Here is a 24,527-nt window from a genome sequence, read left to right as displayed (position 1 = left end):
GGCCAGGGGCGGCTGGGAAACCACCCCGGCTTAAACGGCTTGATAAAACTCAGCTGAAGAAACCTATGACAAAGCGCTTGATGGAATCCCACATACGCTTGAAGAAGCCAGCACGCTCAACCTCCTCGGCGGCAACTGCTTTCACATCGGCAACGGTCTGTCCATCCAGGGTCACAACCACTTTGCCCACAGGCTGTCCCTTCTTGATCGGGGCTTCTAATTCGCCCTCTACGATCAGGTCAGCTTTGATGCCCTCCTCTCCACCACGGGGGATAGTGACGAAGATATCTTTTTCTACTGCGATACCTACACTGGGCTCCTTACCGCCCCAGACACGCTCAGTTTGCAAGACCTCGCCCTGACCATAAACCTTGTGGGTCTGGTAGTAACGGAAACCATAAGCCAGTAACTTCTGGGTTTCTGAAGCGCGTTTTTCATCACTGTCAGTGCCAACTACGATGGCAATCAGACGCATTCCACGCTTCATCGCCGAGGCTACCAGGCAGTAACCAGCCTCTTCCGTATGCCCGGTCTTGATACCATCGACAGCAGAATCGCGCCACAGCAAGCGATTACGATTGGGCTGGTTAATACCGGAGTAGCTGAAATACTTCTCAGAGTAGATATCGTAGTGCTCCGGGTGATCCATAATCAGCGCGCGGGCCAGGACACCCAGATCGCGGGCAGTGGTCAGGTGGCCTTCCGCCGGCCAGCCAGTGGCATTGACGAAGTGGGTGTTCTCCATGCCCAACAGCTCAGCCTGCTGGTTCATTACCTCGGCAAAAACTTCCTCGCTGCCAGATACATGCTCAGCCAGGGCGATACTGGCATCATTACCGGACTGGATAATTACACCGCGCATCAGGTCGATAACCGGGACCTGGTCGCCAACTTTAACAAACATCTTCGAGCCGCCCTTGCGCCAGGCCTTCTCTGAGATGCGTACCTTGTCCTCTTCCTTAACGCTACCCTTCAGAATTTCTTCCGAGACAATATAGGCCGTCATCATTTTGGTCAGACTGGCGGGGGGAACCTGTTTATCAGCATCCTGTTCCACCAATACCTGACCGGTATTGGCATCCAGCAGCAGGTAGGAAGTGGCCGCCAACTGAGGTGGAGCCGGGATAAGTGATTGCGCCTGGGCCAGGCCCGCACAAAGCATCAGGAAAGAACAGGCGATAATCCGTGTGATCATAGGTGAGAGTCTCGTTAATCCTCGTGTTCGTAGGCTGGCTGTTAACCCAATATCCATTTTAAAAGATTAATACACGACCACGATTTATCATCAAAGGTCGCCAGCCAGTAATACTGACAAAATACAAGAAAATTCACGCCAATGCGCAGTATTTTGTGAACGGCAATTTAGTTGACCGTCGCTCGCGACAACAGTCATTGACTACCTGGGCACTTTTGCAAGGCCCCTGAAACAACAACCCAGGTTACTTATTCGTATACCACCTGGGGGTCACCAAGCTGGTTTTCCTGAACAGTTTCCCGCGCAGTAGCCAGGGCCCTCTGCTGAGAAATAGGTCCAATACGGACCCGATAAAAGGTTTTGCCACTGCGCTTTACAGGACTGACAGACACAGGATAGTCAATTGACGCAGCCAGTTGGGCACGGACCTTGTCTGCCTGGCTGGCATTGCTATATGCACCAACCTGGAGATAGGTGTTTTCAGGCAGCTGTATCGTCGTATCCTGCGGCAAGCCCCCTATTACATCACCGGCCAGCAAAGTCTCGGTTACTGGTGGCAGTGAAGCCGGGTCCAGCGCTTCCACTTCCACGCGGGCCACCCCCTTATCCACATAACCCAATTTCTGAGCGGCAGTATAACTTAGGTCGATAATGCGCCCATGTACAAAGGGGCCCCGATCATTTACGCGCACAATAATACTGCGGCCATTATCTAAGTTGGTTACCTTGGCATAACTGGGTAGGGGCAGAGTTTTATGTGCCGCGGACATAGCGTACATATTGTAGATTTCGCCATTAGCCGTGCGGCGGCCATGAAACTTGGTACCGTACCAGGAGGCCTGGCCACGCTCCTTATAACCTTTGACGGCGTCACGCACATGATAAGTGACACCTCTTACCTTGTAAGGGGATTTATTACCGGCCGGACCGATAGGCTCGCGTACAGGGGTAGGCTGTGGCGTGGCCAACATATTCACTGGCGCCGACGGTCCACTATCCTTTACACGGTCAAAGTCCGGTTTGGCCTGCTTGCCAGGCTGGGTTTGCGGCCCCCCACAGGCCACTAAAAACAGGGCAGCAAGAAGAACTCCACGCCGCGTATTGCACTGAAACATAATTCCCCCGGCGCGCGGCAACCTGAGGCTGCCGTCTCCTAACCGCTATTATCTGAAACTGCTTAACAAAATAAAAAGTATTCGATTACAGGCGGCACCTTTGGTTCCCCAACAGTGGTAACTTTTGCCTGTGCGCAGCTTTTGCGCCCTGCTCAGGATTTCCCGCCACGCGCTTTGACGATTTCCTGGGCCAGCTCGTTAACCGCCATAGCGTAGAGGCGGCTGCGGTTGTAGGTGGTAATGGTGGAGAAATTATTAAGTCCCAACCAATACTGCTTGCCCTGCTCTGTCTGCAGCGAGAAAACGATAGCCGGCATTTCCGGCGCTACCTGACTGGTAGCGTTGAAACCCTTCTCCGCCAGCTCTCCTACTGTCCATTCAGGCTGCAGAGTGTCATTGACGATAGTCATATCTGCATTGGGGCGGGGGCTCGCCAGTACCGTTACCGGCTCACCCGGTTTCCAGCCGTGTTTGGCTAGGTAGTTGGCCACGCTGCCAATTGCGTCAGTGGTGTTATTCCAGATATCCACCTTGCCGTCATTGCTGAAGTCCACGGCATAGGCGCGGTAGCTCGAAGGCATAAACTGGCCATAACCCATGGCCCCGGCATAGGACCCCTTCAGCGCAAGGGGATCCATTTCCTGATCGCGGGTCAGGAGCAGATAGTTTTCCAGTTCCTTGGTAAAAAACTGCGAGCGGCGCGGGTAATTGAAGGCCAGGGTGGAGAGGGCATCCAGCACCCGGTAGCCACCCATATTGCCGCCGTATCGGGTTTCGATACCGATGATTGCGACGATCATTTCCGCCGGCACACCGTATTTATTCTCCGCCTCGGCCAGGGCTTCCGCGTTTTTATCCCAGAAGTCAACGCCACCAGCGATACTCTGCGGGGTCAGGAATAATTTGCGGTATTCATACCAGGGCTTGGCCTTTTCCGCAGGTCGCTTGATCGCCTTGAGAATCGAGTCTTTACGTTTGGCTTCACGCATCAACTCTTGAAGCTCTTTGCGATCAAATTGGTGCTCTTGCACCATGTACTCTACGAATTTCTGTGCATTCGCATTGTCACCGTGACCGGGCTCCTGTGCACAGGCGGCCAGGGCCAATCCCATCCCAACCAATAGTCCCGAGGTCCACTTCAAAACGACCGCTCCTATCTTCATCTCGCGTCTCTTTACATCCAGTTATTTAATGGTCAGCGCAGACAGCTATCAAAAGTGCACTCTGCGCCGCTCTGTCCCTACAGCCATGAGGATACCGAATCCAGCCATTAAGGTAATCAGTGAGGTTCCCCCGTAGCTGATTATTGGTAAGGGTACCCCCACCACTGGCAGTAATCCTGTAACCATACCAATGTTTACAAACACATAGACAAAAAAAGTGAGCGTTATACTCCCCGCCAATAAGCGCCCGAACAGGTGTTGCGCCATAAAGCTAATATAGATGCCTCGCGCTATAACCAGAATGTAAAGTAACAGAAGTAACAACACACCGCGCATACCCCACTCTTCCGCCAATACCGCGATAATAAAATCGGTATGGCTTTCCGGTAGGAAATCCAATTGAGACTGGGTTCCCTGCAAATACCCCTTGCCGTAAACACCACCTGAGCCAATGGCGGCTTTGGAATTGAAAATATTCCAACCGGCACCTAAGCGGTCATCATGGGGGTTGAGCAGGGTCAGGATTCGTTGGCGCTGGTAGTCGCGTAATCCCCACTGCCAGATAGGCCAGGCGGAGACCAGTGCACCCAAACCGGCGGCGCCGATCATCTTCCAACTCAGCCCCGCCAGATAAAGTGCAAATAATCCAGAGGCCGCAATCAGAATCGAAGTACCCAGATCAGGCTGACGTACAATCAATGCAGCGGGTATCGCCACTATGGCCAGAGCGCCCAAAACAGTCATCAACGACGGCGGTTGCGCGCGCTGATGCAGGAAGGCAGCCACCATCATTGGCACTCCCAGCTTCATCACTTCAGAGGGCTGGAAGCGAAAACCGGCAATCTCGAGCCAGCGCTGGGCACCCTTGGCGCCAGTGCCAAAAAGCAGTACCCCCACCAGTAGGGCACAACCTCCCAGGTAAGCCCAGGGCGACCAGCGCCGGAAAAAATCCAAGGGAACCTGAGCGACAATAAACATGCCCATAAACGCCAGGCACATAAAAATCGATTGTCGCCGCACATAATTCATATCGCCACCAGAAGCACTGAATAGTACTCCCAAACCTACCGAGGCCAGCACCAACAAAAGCACTAGCAGTGGTACATCGATATGCAGGCGGCGGGCCAGGCTCACCGGTTTTCTGAGACTGCCGTGTGCATCGGACAGTCGGTGGGAAAAATCGCGGCTACCCATTGCCCGCCCCCTCAGTAAAACTCACATCCCGAGCCGTCTTCACCTGTGTCTCGGTGCGTGGCACCCACTCGGCAAACAACTCCCGCGCCACCGGTGCGGCCACCGCACCGCCGGCCTCTCCATTCTCCACCAGGACTGCCACTGCGATACTCGGCTTATCCACAGGTGCGAAAGCTACGAACAAGGCGTGGTCCCGGTGGCGCTCCTGCAACGCTTCAGAATCGTAGCGCGCGCCTTGAGCAATGCCGACCACTTGAGCCGTACCCGACTTGCCGGCAACACGAAAATCCAGATCTTTGCCTGCCCGTTTCCCGGTACCGAAGCTGCGATTGACCACAGCCTCCATCCCCTCGAATACCAGATCCCAGTTGCCAGGGTGGGCTTCCAGGTTATGCAGTATTTCCGCTGGCTGCTCGACACCGTTGATAGTTTTCACCATCTGTGGGCGGTAGTGAGTACCGCGATTGGCAATGGTGGCGGTCATCACCGCCAACTGCAGTGGGGTAGCCAACACAAAACCCTGCCCCAACACCGTATTCAGGCTGTCCCCGGGGAACCAGGGCATCCCCCGTGCGCCGCGCTTCCAATCCCGCGAAGGGAAAAGGCCGGAGCGCTCCATCGGCAGATCGATGCCGGTTTTGGAGCCCAGGCCGAAGTGGGCGGCCATGTCATGCATGCCATCAATATCCCAGCGGTGCGCCATATCCCAGAAATAAACATCGCAGCTCTGTGCCATTGCGTGGATCAGGTCGACCTTTTCTCCGTGACCCCAGCGAATATGGTCGCGGTATATCCGCGGATCATTTGGCAGCTTGTAGAAGCCCGGATCCTTGATTTTGGTCTCGCGGGTGATAAGTCCCGCCTCGAGGCCACCAAGGCTCATCAACGGCTTCAGGGTCGAGCCGGGAGGGTATTGGCCCTGCACGGCGCGGTTAAACAAGGGGACGTCGAGAGAATCACTGAGGGCGCGATAGTCAGCAAAGCTGATTCCGGTCACAAACAAATTGGGATCAAAAGAAGGTTTACTTACAAAGGCCAGTACCCCCCCGGTATTTACATCAATAGCGACCACCGCACCGCGGCGATCACCAAGAGCATCGGAGGCCACCTGCTGCAAGCGCGCATCCAGGTGTAGGGTCAGGGCGGCGCCAGGCTTGGGGTCCTGGCGCTCCAATACGCGTAACACGCGCCCGCGCGCATTGATCTCCACATTTTCATAACCCACCTCACCCAGCAGGGTCTTTTCGTAGGAACGCTCCAGCCCCACTTTGCCAATACTGTTGGTACCGCGGTAAAGGCGCACATCCTCTTGGGTGAAGTTGCTCAAATCGCGGTCGCTGATGCGTCCCACGTAACCAACACTGTGAGCGAATAAATCCCCCAGCGCATAATGACGCACCAATTCTGCCTGCACGGAAACACCGGGCATACGAAATTGATTGACACTGATACGCGCAATTTCCTCTTCACTCAAACGAAAACGCAGAGGCACCGGCTCAAACGGTCGCGGGCGTTTCATACGCTTGCGGAATTTGGCCACATCGCTGTCATCGAGGCGGATCAGGTGACCGATCAATTCCAATGTGGCATCGAGGTCCCGCACACGTTCACGCACGATGGATAGGTTATAGCTGGCGCGGTTATCCGCTAGCAACAGGCCGTTGCGATCGTAAACCAGTCCCCGGGTAGGCGCGACAGAGCGAACCTGGATGCGGTTTTCATCGGACTGGGTCCGGTAATCATCGTAATTAACAACCTGCAGGTTGTAAAAACGTGCGACCAAAACACCCAACAGCACAATCACACCGACGATAGCCACTAACATACGATTGCGAAATAACCGCTGTTCCGTGTGTGGATCCTTGAGGTGGTGGTCGTGAGGCATTGGAATTTATTTGAATGATTTTGACTGGCGCGCGAAAAGTCTAATCGCCCTACATTACCACAGGGCGCGTACGGAGAGAGAACCCCAGTTGGCAAATCTCCCCGCAATTCATCGCAAACGTTTTACTTGTGGTAGGGGTGTCCTGCCAGCAGTGTCCAGGCGCGGTAAATCTGCTCGGCCAAAACTACCCGCACCAGGGGGTGTGGCAGGGTTAGCGGTGACAGGGACCAACGCTGGCGTGCCTTGCCCAGGCACTCCTGGGAAAGACCGTCGGGACCGCCAATCAGTAGGCTGACGTTCCCGCCCAACAATTGCCAGTCGCGCAGCTGACCTGAAAGCTGTTCCGTACTCCAGGGCTTGCCCATCACATCCAGAGCCACTACATGATCACGTGGGCCGAGAGTTGTGAGCATCGCTTCGCCCTCTTTCCTGCGCGCTTTCTCGATCAGCGCAGCAGAGCTTTTCTGGCCGCGCTGCCCCAAAGGGATTTCCACCATTTCCAAGGCAATTTCGCGGGGCAAGCGCTTGGCATATTCTGCGTAGCCTTCCTGCACCCATCCCGGCATTTTTCCCCCGGCGGCGAGAATACGGATCTTCACCTTACTCAGCCCTGGTGCGGATCGCTGCCATCGGCCCCATCGCGGGTATTCGGCGTCATGGACCAGAGTTTTTCCAAGTCATAGAAGTTGCGCACATCTGCCTGCATCACATGTACCACCAGATCACCATAATCTACCAGCACCCACTCGCCCTGTTCTTTACCTTCGACACCAATAGGGCGCACCCCCTCTTTCTTGATCTCTTCCACCACATTATCCGCAAGGGACTTTACCTGGCGGTTGGATGTGCCGGTACAGATCACCAGATTATCCATCACATCGGAGAGTTCGGACACATCCAGGGCAACGATGTCCTTGCCTTTCAGGTCTTCCAGAGCCTTGAGCGCGATATCTTTAATATTTGTCATAACACCTTAATTCATTACTGGTCACCAGTGGCGACCGCTTTTGTGTAGAGTTGATGGTCTTCAATATATTGCAGCACTGTAGCCGGCAACAGGAATCGCGGCGACTGGCCGCTGCCAAGTAACTGGCGAATTTGTGTGGCTGAAATAGGCAGCATGGTCTGCTCGCGCAGTACCAGGCGACCAGAGGCCAGCTCGTGTAAATCGGCAAGGGTGCCGCGATGTTGCAACAGCAACTCCGCCAGTTCCGGATTGCCGTTTGCTTCATTCACCTCGGGTAACTGCCAACCCGGCCTGGTAACCACCACCAGGTGCGCAAGCTCCAGCAGGCGCTGCCAGCGATGCCAGCGATGCAGGCTCAGCAGGGAGTCCAACCCCATACAGAAACTCAGTGACACCTGCGGACCCAACTCCGCACGCAGCTCCTCAAGAGTATCCACTGTATAGGTATCGCCGCCGCGGAGCAGCTCCCGCTCGTCCAGTTGCAGCTCGTCACAACCCTGCAGGCCCAGAGCCAGCATCGCACAGCGCTGATGCGAGGAAACTCCAGGAGTTTGACGATGACGCGGCTGATGGCTGGGCAACAGGCGCATTTCATCGAAGCCTAAGGCCTGGCGCAGCTCGAGCGCCATGCGCAAGTGGCCAAAGTGCACTGGATCGAATGTGCCTCCGAAGAGGGCTATGCTGTGCCGCTTAGTCGCCAAAATTACCTCTTCAATGGCTGCCAGGGTTCGATCGGGATTAACGGCGGATATGGCCATCCCCGAACACAATCCACTTCTGCGAAGTAAGCCCCTCCAGCCCTACCGGGCCACGGGCGTGGATTTTATCAGTACTGATACCTATTTCCGCCCCCAAGCCGTATTCAAACCCATCGGCAAAGCGGGTAGAGGCATTGACGATCACTGAACTGGCATCCACTTCCGCCAGGAAGCGGCGGCTGCGGCTGTAGTTTTCAGTGACAATCGCCTCAGTATGTCCGGAACCGTAGCGGGCGATATGGTCCATCGCCGCATCCATATCCGTCACCACCCTAATTGACAGTACCGGAGCCAGGTACTCCTCACTCCAATCACTTTCACTGGCTTCAATGCACTGCGGTAATATCTCGCAGGTGCGAGCACAGCCGCGCAGCTCGACGCCCTTCAGCGTATAGGCCTCAGCTAATCGCGGCAAAATTCGCCCGGCAATATTTTCCGCTACCAGCAGAGTTTCCATCGCATTGCACACACCATAGCGATGGGTCTTGGCATTCAAGGCAATCTCAAAAGCCTTTTGCTCGTCAGCAAGATCATCGATATAGACATGGCAGACACCGTGCAGGTGCTTGATCACCGGCACACTGGCCTCGCGGCTGACCCGCTCAATCAAGCCGGTTCCACCGCGTGGCACAATCACATCCACATAGTCCGGCATGGTAATCAGGGCACCTACCGCTGCCCGGTCGGAAGTGTCCACCACCTGCACCGCCGTTTCCGGCAATTCCACTTCACGCAACCCTTGGGTGATACAGGCGGCAATGGCCTGGTTGGAGTGCAGTGCCTCGCTGCCACCACGCAAGATAGTGGCATTACCGGATTTCAGGCACAGGCTGGCCGCATCAATGGTCACATTGGGACGGGACTCATAAATAATCCCCACCACCCCCAGCGGCACACGCATTTTACCTACCTGAATGCCACTGGGGCGATAGCTGAGGTCTTCAACTTCACCCACCGGGTCCGGTAGGTCCGCGACCTGTAGCAACCCCTCGATCATGCCGTCGATACGCTCATCGTTAAGCTCCAGGCGGTCGAGCAACGCCGCATCCAGGCCGCGCTCACGCCCTGCCTGCATATCTAGCGCATTGGCCTCTGCCAGCTGAATGCGTTGGGCTTCCAGTTGGGCGGCAATCGCCCGGAGGGCGCGGTTCTTACTGTTGGTATCGGCTCTCGCCATCAGTCTCGAAGCAGCGCGGGCGGCACGGCCCATCTGCTCAAGTTTGACGCGGGTGGATTGCAGATCAGTGTTGTCGGTGGTGGTCACTTGGCTCTCCGTGCGAAATCCGATCGGCCGCGAAGTATACCCCAGTGACAATCGGTTTGAACGGCATAAATCTGAGCTCCCACTGCGGCGCTGGAAGCGCTCTCACTCCCTTGTCCAACGGTCCAGGTTCTCGGCGATACTGGCAAGACGCACTAGCGGGTCCTCGACGGCTAGCAACTCCACCCGGGCCTTATCTTCAAGCGGCAGTAACTGGGCGAGCTGCCAGGACAGAGCATCGGCGGAATCGACATTATCGAACTTAAGTGACAACATCTCGGCGCGCTCTTTCAACTCGTCGAGCACCACCATCAGGCCGTCACAATCTACAGGGATAGGTTTAGGCGCATCATTTGGCAACCATTCGACTTCACCCAGTAACAGGCCATCATCGGCCCGCTCGGTACCTGTAATACGAAAGCGGCGCCTGCCAACCACTTGCACATTCAGTAGCCCCCCTTCTCCCTGGCTCCAGTCGACGATACGCACATAGACCCCAAGCGGCCACACTGACGCGTGCCCCACCTCCCCACCGGAGCGAATCAGCACAACGCCAAAGCCGCTATCGCTTTTCAGGGATTCACTAACCAGGTGCAGGTAGCGCTGTTCAAAGATGCGCAGTGGCAGGGTGACGCCCGGATACAGGGCCATATTCAGGGGAAAAAGAGGGATCTGTTGCAATGCGTCTTCTCACTGATTTGCTGATTCTGTAAAGATACCACCAGCAGCGACCCAGCTGCGGTGACAGAAAAGGCGTTTTTACGCCAATCCACTAAACTGCGATGAAGTTTCCGCTTTGTTCAGGCAATTGGCAGTGGCGTGCTCGCCATACACCCATTAAGCTGCTGCCGTTTATCAACCTAATGGAGACTATTGATGCCCACAGCAACAGCCCGCCATATCCTGGTAGAGAGTGAAGACAAGTGCCTGGAGCTGAAGCAGCAGATTGAGAACGGCGCTGACTTCGGCAAGGTTGCCGAGCAATTTTCCCAGTGCCCTTCCGGCCGCTCCGGTGGCGACCTGGGTGAATTCAGCAAGGGAATGATGGTTCCTGAGTTCGACAAGGTCGTATTCTCAGAGGAGCTGCACAAAGTACACGGCCCGGTGAAAACCCAGTTTGGCTACCACCTGCTGGAAATCACCAGCCGCCAGGATTAATTCAGCAAGAATTAACCTACAAATAAAAAGCCGGGCTCAAGCCCGGCTTTTTATTTGTAGGAAAGAAAATCCCCTCAAGCCTTAGCTGCGCCCTCTGGGATTTCAGCTTCCCTTTTGCCTTTATCCACAGAGTCTGCTCCCAGGGGCTTAAACATCACCAGTAATAATGGCAACAGAGTAAGAGACCCGAGTAACGCCGCTGACATTGCCAGCGCGGTCAGCAAACCAAAATAAATCGACGGCACAAACTTGGACAGCGCCAGGATTGAGAAACCGGCAATAATCGTGATCGCTGTGTAGAACATGGCACGACCAATAGTCGCGTGGCTGCGATGCATGGTCGCCAGGTAGTTGCCGTCTTTAGCGAACTCAGCACGGAAGCGGTAAAGGTAATGAATCGCGTGATCTACACCGATGCCTACGGTAATCGCCGCAATGGTGATCGTCATCATATCCAGCGGAATACCTGCAAGGCCCATTCCACCCAACACCACACAAGCCGCCAGCATATTCGGCACCAGCGCGATAATGGCGATCGACAGGGAGCGGAACAGCACCAGGAACATCAGCAGGATACCCACAAATACCGCACCCAGGGTCAGAATCTGGGACTTGAACAGGCTCTGCAGCATATTGTTGTAAAGCACCAGCAGCCCGGTCTGGTGAATATTTTCCGGCGCTATGCCCATCTCGTTGTGGGCGTAATCGTAGATACGCTCGATCAATTCACCGCGACGCAGATTCGGATCGGTTTCCATTACCCTCAGGGTGATACGCGCCTGGTTATTCTCAGCGGAGAGATAAGGATTTACCAGCACGCTGCGGATTTCCGGCGGCAGACTGGTGTTGGCCACTGCCAGCTCAAAGTCATTGAGCTGGCCGCCTTTTAAATCGCGGGCCACCTTGAACAGGGTTGCCAGGGACTGCACCTTGCCAGTTTCCGGCTGCTGTTCCAGGTAATCGTGTAACTGTTCCAGTTTGGTGAGGCCAGCCACAGTAAACCAGTAACTCTGTTCCTGGGACTCCTCTTCTCCACCGAAGGGGTCATCAGAGGCAAAAGGATCTTCCTCTACTGCAAACGGATCTTCTTCCGCCTCCATGGCAAAGGGGTCTTCCTCCCCTTCGAAGGCCGGCTCCTCAATCTCGGGCTTATCGAGGATGATATCCAGAGTTACAGTGCCACCCAGGCGGCGATCAATCACCAGCATGCCCTGGTAGATTTCAGTGGAATCGTCGAAGTAATCAATAAAGCGGTTTTCCACCTTTAACTGTGAAAAACCCACCACACTGACCACTGCCGCCAGCAAGGCAACACCCAGCACCACAAACTTATGGCGCTCGGCAAAACGGGAGAAGCGCAGGGTAAACGCGTGGGAGTTATCCTCGCTCACTCTGCCCTCACGCTTGGGAAGAATCATCAGGAAGCTGGGAATGATCAGGAAAGACAGCACCAGGGCCAGGGTTACCCCCATGGTCATCATCCAGCCGAAATCGATTACCGGGCGAATGCCACTTACCACTAGTGAAACGAACGCAACAATCGTGGTCAGGGCGGTGTACAGGCAGGGTTTGGCCATAAAGCGCACCGTCTGCAACACCAACTGCTCGCGTCCCCACTGAGGGTTCTGCGCGATATATTCGCGGTAGCGCACAGCCAGGTGGATAGTGATGGCCAGGGTAATAATCAGTAGCAGTGCAACAAAGTTGGCCGAGATCACTGTCATGCGCCAGTCGAGCCAGCTGAGTAGGCCCAGGATCATTACTGCGGTAGTGACGCAGGTAAGCAGTGGCAGCAGCACCCAGCGCGGCTGACGGAAGATCAGCAGCAAGGTAAGGATGATAAAGGCGAGGATACCCACACCGAACACTACCAGGTCGCTCTTGATAAACGTAATCATGTCCGAGGTGATCATGGTCACGCCGCCGAGGAACAGTTCCGCCTCGCCTTTATAGCCGGTGAGTATACCGCGCACCTCATCAACCCGCGCCCGCGCTTCCAGCTCCTGGGCAGTTCGATGCTGCAAATAAACAGCGCTCACCTCTTCCAGACGCGCAGTTTCTTCTGGGCTCAAACCTTCTCCATTGCGCTTACGGCGCAGGGCATCGCGCTCGCGCACCAGCTCAATTCCGCGGCTGTCCAGTTTCAGGTTGGCGAGCAGCGCTGTGGTCTGGCCGTCGGGGCTAAGGATCAATTCGCGATAAATGGGACTGGAGAGAAACTCCTGGCGCGCCAGGTCCCTGTCTGTATCCGCTTTGGACAAGGTGCGAATCTCATCCGTGATATCAGTAAGGGACAGCTTGGGACTATAAAGCAGTGGTACATCCAGAATGGTCTGCACGCTGGAAACACCGTCCACTCCAGCCAGTTCATCGCGCAGTTTGCCCAGGGTCTCCAGGGATTGATCGCTGAACAGGTCGCCGTCCTTGTAGCGGTAGGTCACTACAAGAAAGTCGCCACTGGCGTAGCGCTCGGAGATCTCACGGAAGTAATCCAGGGATTTGTCCGCTTCCAGGGTAAGGGAATCCGCGGAAGCATCAATTTTAAAGCGGGGCAGACCGAGGGCCGCCAACAGGGTGAGCAAGCCGACAACCAATAGCACAGCCACCGGCCGTTTGGTCACCAGGTATTCATAGCAGGTCTTGAAAGCTGACAGCATAAGTTTCCGCTTTTATCCAATAAATCAGTGGGCCGCAATGCGGCGCATATTTTGATCGCCCTGGCAGTGGTTAGGCAAATATAAAATTTGCAATCTCACGGCACTATTGGAAATATTTTCAGGGAGTGTCGATATGTCCCAGGTCGCGCCCGGGAAACAGCAGGTCCCGTACGCGCCGCTTGAGCTCTTTTGCTTCGGGAAAGCCGCCATCGCGCTTGCGCTCCCAGATCAAATTTTCACCAATACAGACTTCGAATACTCCTCCAGTTCCGGGTTGCAATGCAACCTGTTGCAAATCATCGGCGAAGGTATACAGCAGTTCCTGGGCCATCCAGGTGGCGCGCAGCATCCAGTTGCACTGCACACAATAGTGAATCGTTATGCTCGGTTTCACAGTTTCAGCCCCCCATTGGCCTATTCACCCCAATATGGAAGTAGCTTCTGTTCTACGCCCAGCTGGTCGAGCAGCCGTGCCACCACAAAGTCGACAATATCCTCAACCGTACTCGGCTTCTGATAAAAACCGGGGCTGGCCGGCAGGATCATCGCGCCCATACGAGTCAGTTTGAGCATATTTTCGAGGTGAATCTCCGAGTAAGGCGCTTCGCGCGGAACCAGTATCAGCTGACGGCGCTCTTTCAGGGCAACATCGGCAGCGCGCTCAATCAGGTTATTGGAAGCTCCGCAGGCAACTGCTGACAGAGTGCCTCCGCTGGCCGGGCAGATCACCATACTGGCCGGCGCACCAGTGCCGGAGGCCACAGGAGAGAACCAATCGCGTTTACCAAATAAAGTCAGCTGGCCTTCCTTCGCAGCAAAGCGGTCGGCGAGAAAGCTCTGTAGGCTATCATCATCCCCCTCGGGCATCTGCAGGTCGGTTTCCGTATTGATCACTACCTGAGCCGCCTCGGACATCAACAACCAGACACGTACGTTGGATGCGAGCAAGCACTGCAACAGACGCAGGCCGTACTGGGCCCCAGAGGCCCCGGTCATCGCCAGGGTAACGGTTTTATCGAAAGTGGGCTGCTGCAAGGTCATTCCCTCGAGTTTTGCGGTAATAGACTTACAATTTTTTTGCCGGGATTGGGGTTCAGACTGGGCGATTGTATTTCTGTTCCAGGGCGCCGATCAGGCGCTGGTGGATACCGCCGAAGCCGCCGTTACTCATCACCACGATATGGCTACCTTCACCGGCGAACTGGAGTACCGATTCCACTCCGCCCTCAATGGTGTCAAAAATGCTCGCAGGTACCGAAGAGTGATGGGTCACTTCCTCCAGAGACCAATCCATCCCCTGGGGCTGGTACCAGAGCACCATATCTGCACCGCTGCAGGAATTCGCCAGTTTGCCCTGGTGAACACCCATGCGCATGGTGTTGGAGCGCGGTTCAATCAAGGCAATAATCTTGTCCCCTCCGACCTTGGCTCGAAGGCCGTTAAGGGTGGATTCGATTGCGGTCGGGTGGTGAGCAAAATCGTCGTAAACACGGATACCGGCTACTTCACCAAGGCATTCCATACGGCGCTTAACCCCTTGGAAACGGCCCAGTGCGGCGGCACTTAACTCCGGCACCACACCCACATGACGTGCCGCTGCCATAGCGCCAAGGCCGTTGAGCACATTGTGTATACCGGTGAGATCCCACTCCACCCGGGCCACCTTGGCACCTGCAAACTGTACATTAAAGCTACTGCCATCCGCCGCAATATCCACCGCGCGCCAGTCACCCATACCAAGGCCCTCCTGGCCGGCTATGCCGAAGCGCTGCACCTCGCTCCAGCAGCCCTGTTCCAGCACCTGTTCCACATTTTCCTCAGCAGCTGAAACAATCAGACCATTTGCCGGCACTGTACGCACCAGGTGGTGGAACTGGCGCTGGATCGCTGCCAGGTCATCAAAGATATCCGCGTGATCGAATTCCAGATTGTTGATAATGACCGTGCGCGGACGGTAGTGCACAAACTTGGAACGCTTATCGAAGAAGGCGGTATCGTATTCATCCGCCTCTACTATAAAGAAGGGAGATTCCCCCAGGCGCGCCGAAACACCAAAATTACCCGGCACGCCACCGATCAGGAAACCCGGCTGCATATCCGCAGCTTCCAAAATCCACGCCAACATACTGGCTGTGGTGGTTTTGCCATGGGTACCGGACACCGCCAGTACCCAGCGCCCGCCGAGAAAATGGTCACATAGCCACTGGGCTCCAGAGGTGTAGGGCAGCCCCTTCTCCAGTACAGTTTCCACTGCAGGATTACCGCGGGACATGGCGTTGCCAACAATCACCAAATCCGGTGCCGGCTCCAACTGACCCGGGTCATAACCCTCGGTGATCTGGATACCCGCCTGCTGCAACTGAGTGCTCATGGGAGGGTAGACATTAGCGTCACTGCCGGTGACCCGGTGTCCTTCGGCCACGGCCAACTGGGCCAGGCTGCCCATAAATGTGCCGCAAATACCTAAAATGTGGATATGCATGGCGGAAATCTGTACTCCTGCTGGTTGCGGCGCAAGCTTAACACGGCAAAACAGGCCAGTAATTGCCAAATCCCCCGTTTGCCATGCAATTTAATCGCTATTCCATTAGACTCCGCCCCCGCACTGATCGGCCTCATCCCCTGTACGGTGGTAGGAGTTTTCCAAAACGGCCGACACCCGATACAAGCTCCCGGAATCCCTCACTGGTGCAAAAGTAACAATGAGTACCAAGCGGACAACCGGATCGGGTTACCTCCCTAGATTTCTATGAAAACAGGATAACCATGTCGAAGAAGAACGCCTTTTACGCGCAATCCGGTGGCGTAACTGCCGTGATCAATGCCTCCGCCTGCGGTGTAATTGAAGCTGCGCGTGAGAACCAGGACAAGATTGGCAAAGTCTACGCGGGGCTGAACGGTATTCTCGGCGCGCTGCGCGAGGAGCTGATCGACGTGAGCCTGGAGAGCGTGGAAGATATCTCTGCATTGCGCCACACGCCGTCCGGTGCCTTCGGCTCCTGCCGCTACAAGCTGAAGAGCCTGGAAGAAAACCGTGCGGAATACGAGCGCCTGATCGAAGTCTTCAAGGCCCACGATATCGGTTACTTCTTCTATAACGGTGGCGGCGATTCTGCAGATACCTGCCTGAAAGTATCCCAGCTGTCCGAAACCATGGGTTACCCCATCCAGGCCATCCACATTCCCAAAACTGTGGATAACGACCTGCCGCTGACCGATAACTGCCCCGGCTTCGGCTCTGTAGCGAAATACGTAGCAGTTTCCACCAAGGAAGCCGCCATGGATGTAGCCTCCATGTGCGCCACCTCCACCAAGGTCTTTATTTTGGAGGTGATGGGTCGCCACGCGGGTTGGATTGCCGCTGCCGGTGCGCTGGCCCAGGAAGAACAAGGCGATGCCCCACATATTATCCTGTTCCCGGAAGTGGCCTTCGATAAAGAGAAGTTCCTTGCCAAGGTGCAAAAGACCGTAGATGAGAACGGCTACTGCGTGATCGTCGCCTCCGAAGGTGCCCAGTACGCAAACGGCACCTTCCTTGCCGATGCCGGCACCACCGATGCCTTCGGCCACAAGCAGCTGGGTGGTGTGGCGCCTACCCTCGCCAATATGATCAAGAGCGAGCTGGGCCTGAAATACCACTGGGCCCTGGCAGATTACCTACAACGTGCCGCTCGCCACATCGCCTCCGCCACCGACGTGGAGCAGGCCTACGCCGTAGGCCGCGCCGCTGTGGAAATGGCGGCAGCTGGCAAGAACGCTATTATGCCGGCAATTATCCGAGCGGAAGGTCAAGAGTACAGCTGGTCTATCGCAGAAGCGCCGCTGTCTGAAGTGGCTAACGTTGAAAAATTCATGCCTGAAGAATATATCAGCGAAGACGGCTTCGGCATTACCGAAGCGGGACGCGAGTACATGCTGCCGCTGATCCAGGGTGAGGACTACCCTCCCTACAAAAACGGTATCCCTCAATACACCAAGCTGAAAAAGCAGCTGGTGGAAAAGAAACTGGACACTGAGTTTAAAGCGTAATCTAAAAACTCTTTAGCCTGGATTCAAAAAGCCCCCGGATAAAACCGAGGGCTTTTTTGTTGGCACAATTTAAAAAATCAGTTTTGTAATCCTTTGTCCGACCAAACTGCAAATTCATTGCCGCATGGCTCGGTAAAATGAAAACGTCTGCCTCCGGGAAAGGGAAAAATAGGTTTTACCACCCTGGCTCCACAACGCTCGACTTTTTGCAATGTATCTTCCAGGTCAGAACTATATAAAACTATCAGCGCGGCACCGCTGGCCGTAGAGCTGTGCATATCTCCCTGAAAAAAACCACCATCCAATCCTGCGCCGGAAAAAGCTGAGTACTCTGGGCCATAATCAGTAAATTGCCACCCGAAGGCCTCAATAAAAAAAGCTTTGGTCTTTTCCAAATCCCTGGATGGGAATTCAACATAATTAATCTGTTCATGATTATCCATATAACCCTCTCCCGGTATTTATATTAAATTCTATCTAACCCTTAACGGGCTTGCCCGGCGTATCCACTACTCGAAAACTGCCATTAGCAACCGCCAACGGCCTATCATTGTGCATAATCACCGCACGATCCATCATCAGGTCAAAATCCAACATGGCATAGAGAACTACACTACGCCGCCCCTGGTAGATATCCGGCCGATAAACCAATGCAGCCATGCGCACTCCCATTGGCGCATACGAATAGCTGGCCTCGCCAACCAGTTTGCCATCGGCTGTGACATAACAACTGGACTCAGTTTCGTAACTGACAATATGAGTGGATAGATCGGGGAAATCCCCCTCTTCGGAGTAATGGGTGCCAGTCCACTCCAAACTAAGACCACTTAAGCTTTCAAATGTGCGCGACATAGAGGTGATACCCAGACAATTTTCTCTTCACCAGTATGGTCGCCCTGTCTGGAAACAGAGCAAACGAAAATGAGAAAACTATTAGGGATGATGGTATCGACAGAGCAGAGAATAAAAAAGACCGCACCACCAGGGTGCGGCCATTCGCTTCTAGGGAAAAGCTATCAACTTCAAGAATCCTGGAGAAGCGGCGGCAGGGAGTTGATAACCCCACCGCCAGGACAACCAGAATATTTATTATTAATCAAAAATTGATATATATCAGCGTGGCCAGGAAATTTTGACTTCACGAGAGGCGCTATCTTCAGCACCCTCGCTATCACTCACTGTGAGAGTAATTTCGTAATTTCCAGTTTGCGAGTAGCGGTGTAACGCCCAGCGGCCACTACGTTGTACGCCATCACCAAAACCCCACTGATATTGAAGTTTGTTATCACCATTGTATTGACTGCGATCCTCTACCCATACCCAGCGAAAAAAGCGACGTAATTTAAAGTTCGCCTGCAGTGAAGCGATATCATCTTTCACTTCCACAATTTGCTCTGCGGTGGATACTGCACCACGATCATCTTTTACCTGCAAACGTACCAGGTAGCTGCCAGGGACCTCGAAGCTGTGACTGGGATTTTGCTCTGTGCTGGTTACTCCATCGCCAAAGTCCCAAGACCAGTTCACCAGGTAGCCATCTTCATCGTTACTGTTGTCGATAAAGTTGAAAGTAAGATCCACGGATTCCCAGCTGAATTCAGCCGTGGGAGCCAGATTATCCGCTCCCAGATCCAGTTCAACAATTAAAGGATCGTGATCCGATGCGCGGAATGGTCCGCTGGAGTAGAGGTTTTCCTGCTGCTCTACACTCTTATATTCAATGTTGTAATCCAATACGCGCGGCTCATCGGCATTGGTGTGCCAGTCCACTGCAGCGGTAACCAACGGAGCCAGGGAAGCACTGGCGAGAGCGTGATCCAGGTAACCGGACTGGCCGTCATAGACATAGGAGTACGCTTTGCCCGCACCGTACCACTCCAGCAGGTCGGTATAACCCGCATCTTTCAAAGCAGTTATAGGGTTTTCCATGGCGTAGCTGTTGAGGTCACCCAATACCAGCACGCGGTCGATACCGGTTCCTGTAGGGTTGCTATCGATCCAGCTAACCAGTGCATCAGCAGCCAGGGTACGCAGGGAATTCCAGCAACCCTGGCCATCCCCTTGATCACTGTTAAGGCTGCCATCACTTGGGCAGCTGCCCTTGGATTTAAAGTGGTTCACAATCACGGCGAGACGCTCACCGGAGGAAACCTCAGCAAATGCCTGTAACAGCGGCTGGCGATTACCATCGTCGAAGGGATAATCCTGCAGTGTGGCAGCACTGCCGATCGGCATAACACGGTCGCTGCGGTAGATCATACCCACGGCAATTTCATCATCACCGAGCTGTGTGAGATCCGGACTCACAAACTGATAATCCTGGCCAGAGCCATTACTGTTCAGTCCATTTACCAAATCCTGAATAGCACTATCACTACCGTAACCATCGTTCTCAATTTCCATCAGGCCAATGACATCGGCATCCATACGCAGGATTGCAGAAATAATTTTATCTCTCTGGCGTTCGAACTCTTCCGGGGTGTCAGCACCACGTGCAGTGGGGAAGCCGCCCCCGTTACCATCGCCATTGAAGTAATTCAGCACATTAAAACTGGCAATACGCAGGCTGCCATCACCAGGCAGGACAGGAGCTTCATCGCGCAGGTTTACGGAAGAAAACTGCGGTACCTCAACTGGGTGTACTCGATAGGCACCAAACCCATAAGCCATCACGCCGGTAAGTTCTTCCAGAGTATCGCCACTGCGCAGTGTGTTGTATGCGCTCAAACCCGGTGCCGGATAAGGCATTTCCTCAGGATTTTGTACGGTGGAGCCATCATCCAGAATAATTTGATTGAGCTCGTTGGCCGCCGCCTGGGCAATTGCCGCTGAGCCGGGAGCATTATTGTGGGTAGGGATGTAAAGTCTGCCGCTGGAAAGAATAATCTCACCATAACGGCCCAGGTTGTAGTGACCATTGACTGTCAGGTTTTGCGGGAATTTCACCAGCATACCCTCGAGCTGCTCCTGCTCTTGGGCTGAGTTAAATGGCATCTGCACATTGGCAGCCGTTACCTCGTAACCGCTACCGCAAACACTGACACCTTCCACCTGATTCAGCTCGGTGAAATCGTAAAACTCAGCAACAATACCGCCAATCCGCACCAGATCTCCAACCTGAACATCCACCCCGAAAGCATTATCGTGGATAAAAAGACCTTCAGAGGTCGAGTCCCGGCCATCCTGATCACTATCCTCTTCCTGCAGGAAGAAGCCGGCAAGGCCGGTATTGGAATCTTGGAAATTGCCAACTACTACGGCTTCAATTTCGTGACGTTCACCTTCCAGCGAACTTGCGAACCCTTCACCCTGTACCTGACTGATTAGTGTCGCGGCATCACCACAGGCACCTAACTCGATTCCACCGCTGCCATCGCCACCGCCTGTATCACCCTCAATATGCCAACCCAGGTTATCGAAGTTGTTCTGGCCAACACTGGACCACTCCCGGGCGGGATTGAACGCACTACTGCTATCGGTACGACCACTGACCACATCCAGGTTACGTATCAGAGTCTGATTCTGGGTACCGACACTACTATTGCCCCACTGGCTACCGGGATCAGTACCAATTTGACCAATTACATCGACGAAACCGTTAGGGCCAGCAAGTGCTACCGCATCGTCACCATTGAACAGGCCACCGCTATAAACCTGGTCGGCGACATCCAGCATGGCTGCATCAGAGCTGCCGTGGGCGAGAACAAACACTTCATCATCACCCAGGGTTCCAGAGAGTGTGATATTAACAGCGGCAGAATCGGAACCATTGAAAAAAAGCTGTATCGAGTAATTACCCAGATCTACAGCCGCTCCGGTACCGTTATAGATTTCCAGTGCCTTGTTATTGCCGCTGCCCTCGATATATTCCGAGATTATGAGGTCGTTGGCCTGGACCTCTTCAGCCATCAGTGGAAGACCCAGGGCTGCCAGAGCAGCCAAGCCAAATTCTTTCATCGCCATTTTTTCCCAATTGCCGGATTCGCATTTAGCGGCGCAAAGAGTGGCGGGGAATTCCTAAATTTCGATGAAACAAATGTTAAGGTTAAGTTTCAGTGACTCGACTTGGCGACTCATCCTCAATTTGCACTCAACTTGAATAGCAAGCTCTCTCCCTTTAACAAAAAGACAAGCTAATAGTTGCATTTATCACCAGATAATATACATTCACTTATATAAGCACTTATATAAATATTAAATTATGGAATACAGCCAATTGGGAACTCGCCTCAGACATTTGCTTGAGCTACTGGATGGCGATGTCAGTAAGAGCTATAGCAACTGTGGTATAGAAAATTACAAACCGCGGTATACCCCAGTAATGCGCACTCTAATGCGAAAAGGCGACGTTACCATCGGCGAGATAGTAGCCAGTGCTCAACTGTCCCAACCTGCTGTCAGCCAAACCGTTAAAGATATGGTGAAACAGGAGCTGGTAGAAATAGTGAAAGGAGTAGATGCGAGAGAGCGCAAGGTTCGACTGACCCACAAAGGCGCATCACTTCTACCGCGCTTGAAAGCTCACTGGCAAGCCACTGTGTATGCAGAAAACTCCCTAAATGCAGAATTACCCATACCTTTGTCAGACCTGCTGGATACCGCCATCAATGCCCTGGAAAGAAACCGCTTTCAAGATCGTATACAGGGGCAAATACCCGAGGAGATCAAAAAACAATGAAGTCAGTCATAGCTCTTGTTCTGCCCTTACTGTTCTCTGCACTTTCAGGCCAAGCCGAAGACAAATGCCAGTTCAATACCAATTCAGTCATCAAAGCGGCATCTGCCGCTGTCAGAGATAAATACGTACTGGCAGATAAAGCTGATATCCTGTCAAAACAAATAGCTGAATTAGCAGACTCCGCCGAATTAGAGCAGTATTGCAACAATACCCAGACATTCTCCAAAAAAATCACTGATAAAATCCGCAAGTTATCCGACGACAAGCACTTCTACTTGGAACATGTTGGAGACCAGGATGAGTCAAATAACTGGATAGAACAATGGCGAATAGAAGCCCCAAAAAATAACTATGGAGTGAAGAAAATAGAGATATTATCTGGCAATATCGCCTATATATCCCTTTCCTCTTTCCATACTTTTGAAAATGCCAAGCCCACCCTAGGGGCAGCTTTTACACTAATCCAACACAGTAACGGCCTAATTTTGGACCTGCGTAACAATGGTGGAGGCGATGAAAATACTGCAGGTGCTATTCTGGAATCCCTTATCGATACCACTAAGCCGCTCCCCTTTGTAATAGAAAGCAGGCAAAAGAAAATAAAACCAAGTCGTATCACCACCCTACCCTGGCCAGCCTATGGTACGGATAGACCACTGGTGATCTTGATTAACGACCGCTCCTTTTCCGCAGCTGAAAGTGTTGCATTCTCGCTGCAGCAATTGGGCAGAGCCAAAATTATTGGCACTGCCAGTGCTGGCGGGGCGCACATGATGGATACACCTCAGTCCCTACCCTTTGGATTTGAAATTGGCATTCCCAATAGCCGTCCGGTTTCTATATTGACTGAAGGCCCGATTAATTGGGAAGGGAACGGTGTAAAACCAGACATTGAAGCCAACGACCTGAAGAGCCTAGAAGTCGCCTTAAACATTATTAAAAAGCAATTAAATCCTCAATAAACTTATAGGCCAGTACAATGAAGTCATATTAATAAAAGTTACCGTCTTTTGTAGAGCACCGCATTTGAAGAACTGATAGCCTCCATGCGACAAAATAAACTTGCTCTACTACAGATGGTCCGCCAACCTCCTGGCCATAGAAATAGATCACAAGAACTCACAGCCCCAAAAAAGACTTAACTCTTTAAGGAGTTGGAAATTCTGATTTTTAAGAGACACCAACATCCAGATCCAACACCAATAAATATTTGTATTCTAACCCTAGAATACACCGAGGTTGATGCAAGAGCGTTACAGATTCCTGCAGACACACTAATTCTTTGCAAAAGCATGAAAAGAACTTTACCCGGATAATTCATAAAAAATGATCAACTTTACACAAAATATTTTAGACTCACACCGACAGATTTTCATGAAAAACATCCAGCAGGTGAGTCTAATTGGTTTATAGATCTTTTAAGCATGCAGGATTAGAGGTACCATCAACGCCCACATCATTATTACTCCAGGTGTTTAACTGATTGGTGCAAAACGCATTTTCATTGCTATCCCGCAAATCATCCTCTCCATTACCCATGGCTGTGTTATTTTTAACGGTATTACCTATACTTCCACCAAAAATTGCTATACCATCATCAAAGTTCTCATTTACTTTATTATTCTCGATTACATTATTCGTACTATTGCTAGCTATAAGTATTCCGACTAGCCCATTATCAAATACAATATTTCCAGAAATGAAATTTGAATCACTCGTCATTTGAATCCCTTCATTGCGATTAAGGCTAACAAAATTACCTGTTACTGTTGCCCCACCAGAATCTACCCCTAGACTGATTCCATCATCATCAGTACCCACAATATGGTTGACGGTTATGGTTGTAAATTTTCCCTCAACAAGAACCCCATCGCTACCGGTGGCGCTAACATAGTTATTATTGATATTGTTAAAATCTGCTAGAGGGTTAACTAGCACTCCCGCTCCACCGGCAGAAACACCAAGTCCAACTATTTCATTTCCTGTAATAAAATTATAACTGCTCGAAATTATAATTCCGTTATCGATGAAATCTGTTATTTCAGAATCAATAATGGTATGAGTTCCCTTGCCTGCCACGCTGACACCATTTGGGCAAGATTCAACTTTCCCATTAATCATACTTGCTGATACCCCTTTAATAAGTATTCCGCTTTCCCCTTCGCCACTTAACGGTGTACAAGTAACTTTCCCGGCGCCAAGCATACGCAGACTACCAAATGGGCCAACTATAGTAAGTGCATAAGGATTGGCGGCTGAGAGAGGGCAATTAAGCTCCTCCACAAGTAAAGTAGGAGTATTGATAGTATCGTAACATTCAACAGAAAAAGCATATGAAGATGCGAAAAATCCGCAGGCCAATATAGAAGATGTGAGCAACGACTTTGATTTAGATTTCATAATGAAGTCCTTTTACAATTTAGAGAGATAAGTGCGCGCCATAAAAAAATACTTAGCGACTGACAAA

General features: G+C 52.8%; 22 protein-coding genes. 4 read left to right on the top strand and 18 right to left on the bottom strand.

What is annotated here, in order from left to right:
• Positions 1-49 precede the first annotated feature (49 nt).
• The 10 genes from GL2_RS10950 to GL2_RS10905 all read right to left on the bottom strand — a co-directional run bounded on the left by GL2_RS10950 (position 50) and on the right by GL2_RS10905 (position 10,219).
• Positions 50-1,195 carry a D-alanyl-D-alanine carboxypeptidase family protein gene (locus GL2_RS10950; RefSeq protein ID WP_143730690.1) on the bottom strand — a complete coding sequence of 382 codons (1,146 nt, stop codon included), beginning with the start codon at positions 1,193-1,195 and terminating at the stop codon, positions 50-52.
• A gap of 248 nt (positions 1,196-1,443) precedes the next feature.
• Positions 1,444-2,310 carry a septal ring lytic transglycosylase RlpA family protein gene (locus tag GL2_RS22210; protein WP_143730689.1) on the bottom strand — a complete coding sequence of 289 codons (867 nt, stop codon included), beginning with the start codon at positions 2,308-2,310 and terminating at the stop codon, positions 1,444-1,446.
• Positions 2,311-2,462: 152 nt separating this feature from the next.
• Positions 2,463-3,473 (bottom strand): lytic murein transglycosylase B, encoded by a 1,011-nt coding sequence (gene mltB / locus GL2_RS10940; RefSeq protein WP_143730688.1) that lies wholly within the window; start codon positions 3,471-3,473, stop codon positions 2,463-2,465.
• Between the two features lie 48 nt (positions 3,474-3,521).
• Positions 3,522-4,667 (bottom strand): rod shape-determining protein RodA, encoded by a 1,146-nt coding sequence (gene rodA, locus GL2_RS10935; protein WP_143730687.1) that lies wholly within the window; start codon positions 4,665-4,667, stop codon positions 3,522-3,524.
• A complete protein-coding gene (gene mrdA / locus GL2_RS10930) occupies positions 4,660-6,552 on the bottom strand; it encodes a penicillin-binding protein 2 (RefSeq protein WP_143730686.1) in 1,893 nt (630 codons plus the stop codon). The genes rodA and mrdA overlap by 8 nt, the downstream gene beginning before the upstream one ends.
• A gap of 122 nt (positions 6,553-6,674) precedes the next feature.
• Entirely contained in the window at positions 6,675-7,151 is a 477-nt protein-coding gene (gene rlmH, locus GL2_RS10925; RefSeq protein WP_143730685.1) for a 23S rRNA (pseudouridine(1915)-N(3))-methyltransferase RlmH, read from the bottom strand.
• Positions 7,152-7,156: 5 nt separating this feature from the next.
• Positions 7,157-7,519 carry a ribosome silencing factor gene (rsfS, locus tag GL2_RS10920; RefSeq protein ID WP_143730684.1) on the bottom strand — a complete coding sequence of 121 codons (363 nt, stop codon included), beginning with the start codon at positions 7,517-7,519 and terminating at the stop codon, positions 7,157-7,159.
• Between the two features lie 14 nt (positions 7,520-7,533).
• Entirely contained in the window at positions 7,534-8,277 is a 744-nt protein-coding gene (gene nadD / locus GL2_RS10915; RefSeq protein WP_172621119.1) for a nicotinate-nucleotide adenylyltransferase, read from the bottom strand.
• Positions 8,258-9,487: a glutamate-5-semialdehyde dehydrogenase gene (locus GL2_RS10910; RefSeq protein ID WP_232053835.1), complete on the bottom strand. Its 1,230-nt coding sequence runs from the start codon at positions 9,485-9,487 to the stop codon at positions 8,258-8,260. Before GL2_RS10910 ends, nadD begins: the two co-directional genes overlap by 20 nt.
• Before the next feature lie 156 nt (positions 9,488-9,643).
• Positions 9,644-10,219, bottom strand: a complete 576-nt coding sequence (locus GL2_RS10905; protein ID WP_143730682.1) for an LON peptidase substrate-binding domain-containing protein — start codon at positions 10,217-10,219, stop codon at positions 9,644-9,646.
• Positions 10,220-10,414: 195 nt separating this feature from the next.
• Here GL2_RS10905 and GL2_RS10900 point away from each other — a divergent pair, with 195 nt between their 5' ends.
• Positions 10,415-10,696 (top strand): peptidylprolyl isomerase, encoded by a 282-nt coding sequence (locus tag GL2_RS10900; protein ID WP_143730681.1) that lies wholly within the window; start codon positions 10,415-10,417, stop codon positions 10,694-10,696.
• 74 nt (positions 10,697-10,770) lie between these two features.
• Here the strand turns inward: GL2_RS10900 and GL2_RS10895 are convergent, their stop codons facing one another.
• The 4 genes from GL2_RS10895 to mpl all read right to left on the bottom strand — a co-directional run bounded on the left by GL2_RS10895 (position 10,771) and on the right by mpl (position 15,835).
• Positions 10,771-13,353, bottom strand: a complete 2,583-nt coding sequence (locus tag GL2_RS10895) for an RND family transporter (protein ID WP_143730680.1) — start codon at positions 13,351-13,353, stop codon at positions 10,771-10,773.
• Between the two features lie 118 nt (positions 13,354-13,471).
• On the bottom strand, positions 13,472-13,702 hold the full coding sequence (locus GL2_RS10890; RefSeq protein WP_305073140.1) for a SelT/SelW/SelH family protein: 231 nt from the start codon (positions 13,700-13,702) through the stop codon (positions 13,472-13,474).
• A gap of 65 nt (positions 13,703-13,767) precedes the next feature.
• A complete protein-coding gene (locus GL2_RS10885; protein ID WP_143730678.1) occupies positions 13,768-14,394 on the bottom strand; it encodes a flavin prenyltransferase UbiX in 627 nt (208 codons plus the stop codon).
• A gap of 52 nt (positions 14,395-14,446) precedes the next feature.
• Positions 14,447-15,835 carry a UDP-N-acetylmuramate:L-alanyl-gamma-D-glutamyl-meso-diaminopimelate ligase gene (gene mpl / locus GL2_RS10880; protein WP_143730677.1) on the bottom strand — a complete coding sequence of 463 codons (1,389 nt, stop codon included), beginning with the start codon at positions 15,833-15,835 and terminating at the stop codon, positions 14,447-14,449.
• A gap of 284 nt (positions 15,836-16,119) precedes the next feature.
• Between mpl and GL2_RS10875 the strand changes: the two genes are divergently transcribed.
• Positions 16,120-17,382, top strand: coding sequence for a 6-phosphofructokinase (locus GL2_RS10875; protein ID WP_143730676.1), 1,263 nt, complete (start codon positions 16,120-16,122; stop codon positions 17,380-17,382).
• A gap of 77 nt (positions 17,383-17,459) precedes the next feature.
• On the opposite strand, the gene GL2_RS10870 is transcribed toward GL2_RS10875, so the two are convergent.
• The 3 genes from GL2_RS10870 to GL2_RS10860 form a co-directional block, all read right to left on the bottom strand.
• Complete coding sequence (locus tag GL2_RS10870) at positions 17,460-17,825, bottom strand: VOC family protein (protein ID WP_143730675.1); 366 nt, start codon at positions 17,823-17,825, stop codon at positions 17,460-17,462.
• A 34-nt stretch (positions 17,826-17,859) separates the two neighbouring features.
• Positions 17,860-18,234 carry a hypothetical protein gene (locus GL2_RS10865; RefSeq protein ID WP_143730674.1) on the bottom strand — a complete coding sequence of 125 codons (375 nt, stop codon included), beginning with the start codon at positions 18,232-18,234 and terminating at the stop codon, positions 17,860-17,862.
• A gap of 261 nt (positions 18,235-18,495) precedes the next feature.
• Complete coding sequence (locus GL2_RS10860; RefSeq protein WP_143732865.1) at positions 18,496-21,339, bottom strand: ExeM/NucH family extracellular endonuclease; 2,844 nt, start codon at positions 21,337-21,339, stop codon at positions 18,496-18,498.
• Between the two features lie 259 nt (positions 21,340-21,598).
• On the opposite strand from GL2_RS10860, the gene GL2_RS10855 reads away from it, so the two are divergent.
• Together GL2_RS10855 and GL2_RS10850 are read left to right on the top strand one after the other, a co-directional pair.
• Positions 21,599-22,060, top strand: a complete 462-nt coding sequence (locus GL2_RS10855; RefSeq protein ID WP_197736440.1) for a MarR family winged helix-turn-helix transcriptional regulator — start codon at positions 21,599-21,601, stop codon at positions 22,058-22,060.
• Positions 22,057-23,022 (top strand): S41 family peptidase, encoded by a 966-nt coding sequence (locus GL2_RS10850; RefSeq protein ID WP_143730672.1) that lies wholly within the window; start codon positions 22,057-22,059, stop codon positions 23,020-23,022. The genes GL2_RS10855 and GL2_RS10850 overlap by 4 nt, the downstream gene beginning before the upstream one ends.
• 445 nt (positions 23,023-23,467) lie before the next feature.
• On the opposite strand, the gene GL2_RS10845 is transcribed toward GL2_RS10850, so the two are convergent.
• Positions 23,468-24,460 (bottom strand): right-handed parallel beta-helix repeat-containing protein, encoded by a 993-nt coding sequence (locus GL2_RS10845; protein WP_143730671.1) that lies wholly within the window; start codon positions 24,458-24,460, stop codon positions 23,468-23,470.
• Positions 24,461-24,527: the final 67 nt, after the last annotated feature.

The sequence above is a fragment of the Microbulbifer sp. GL-2 genome (assembly GCF_007183175.1).
In the GTDB taxonomy this organism is placed as follows: domain Bacteria; phylum Pseudomonadota; class Gammaproteobacteria; order Pseudomonadales; family Cellvibrionaceae; genus Microbulbifer.
This window is presented reverse-complemented; position numbering and strand designations above follow the sequence as displayed.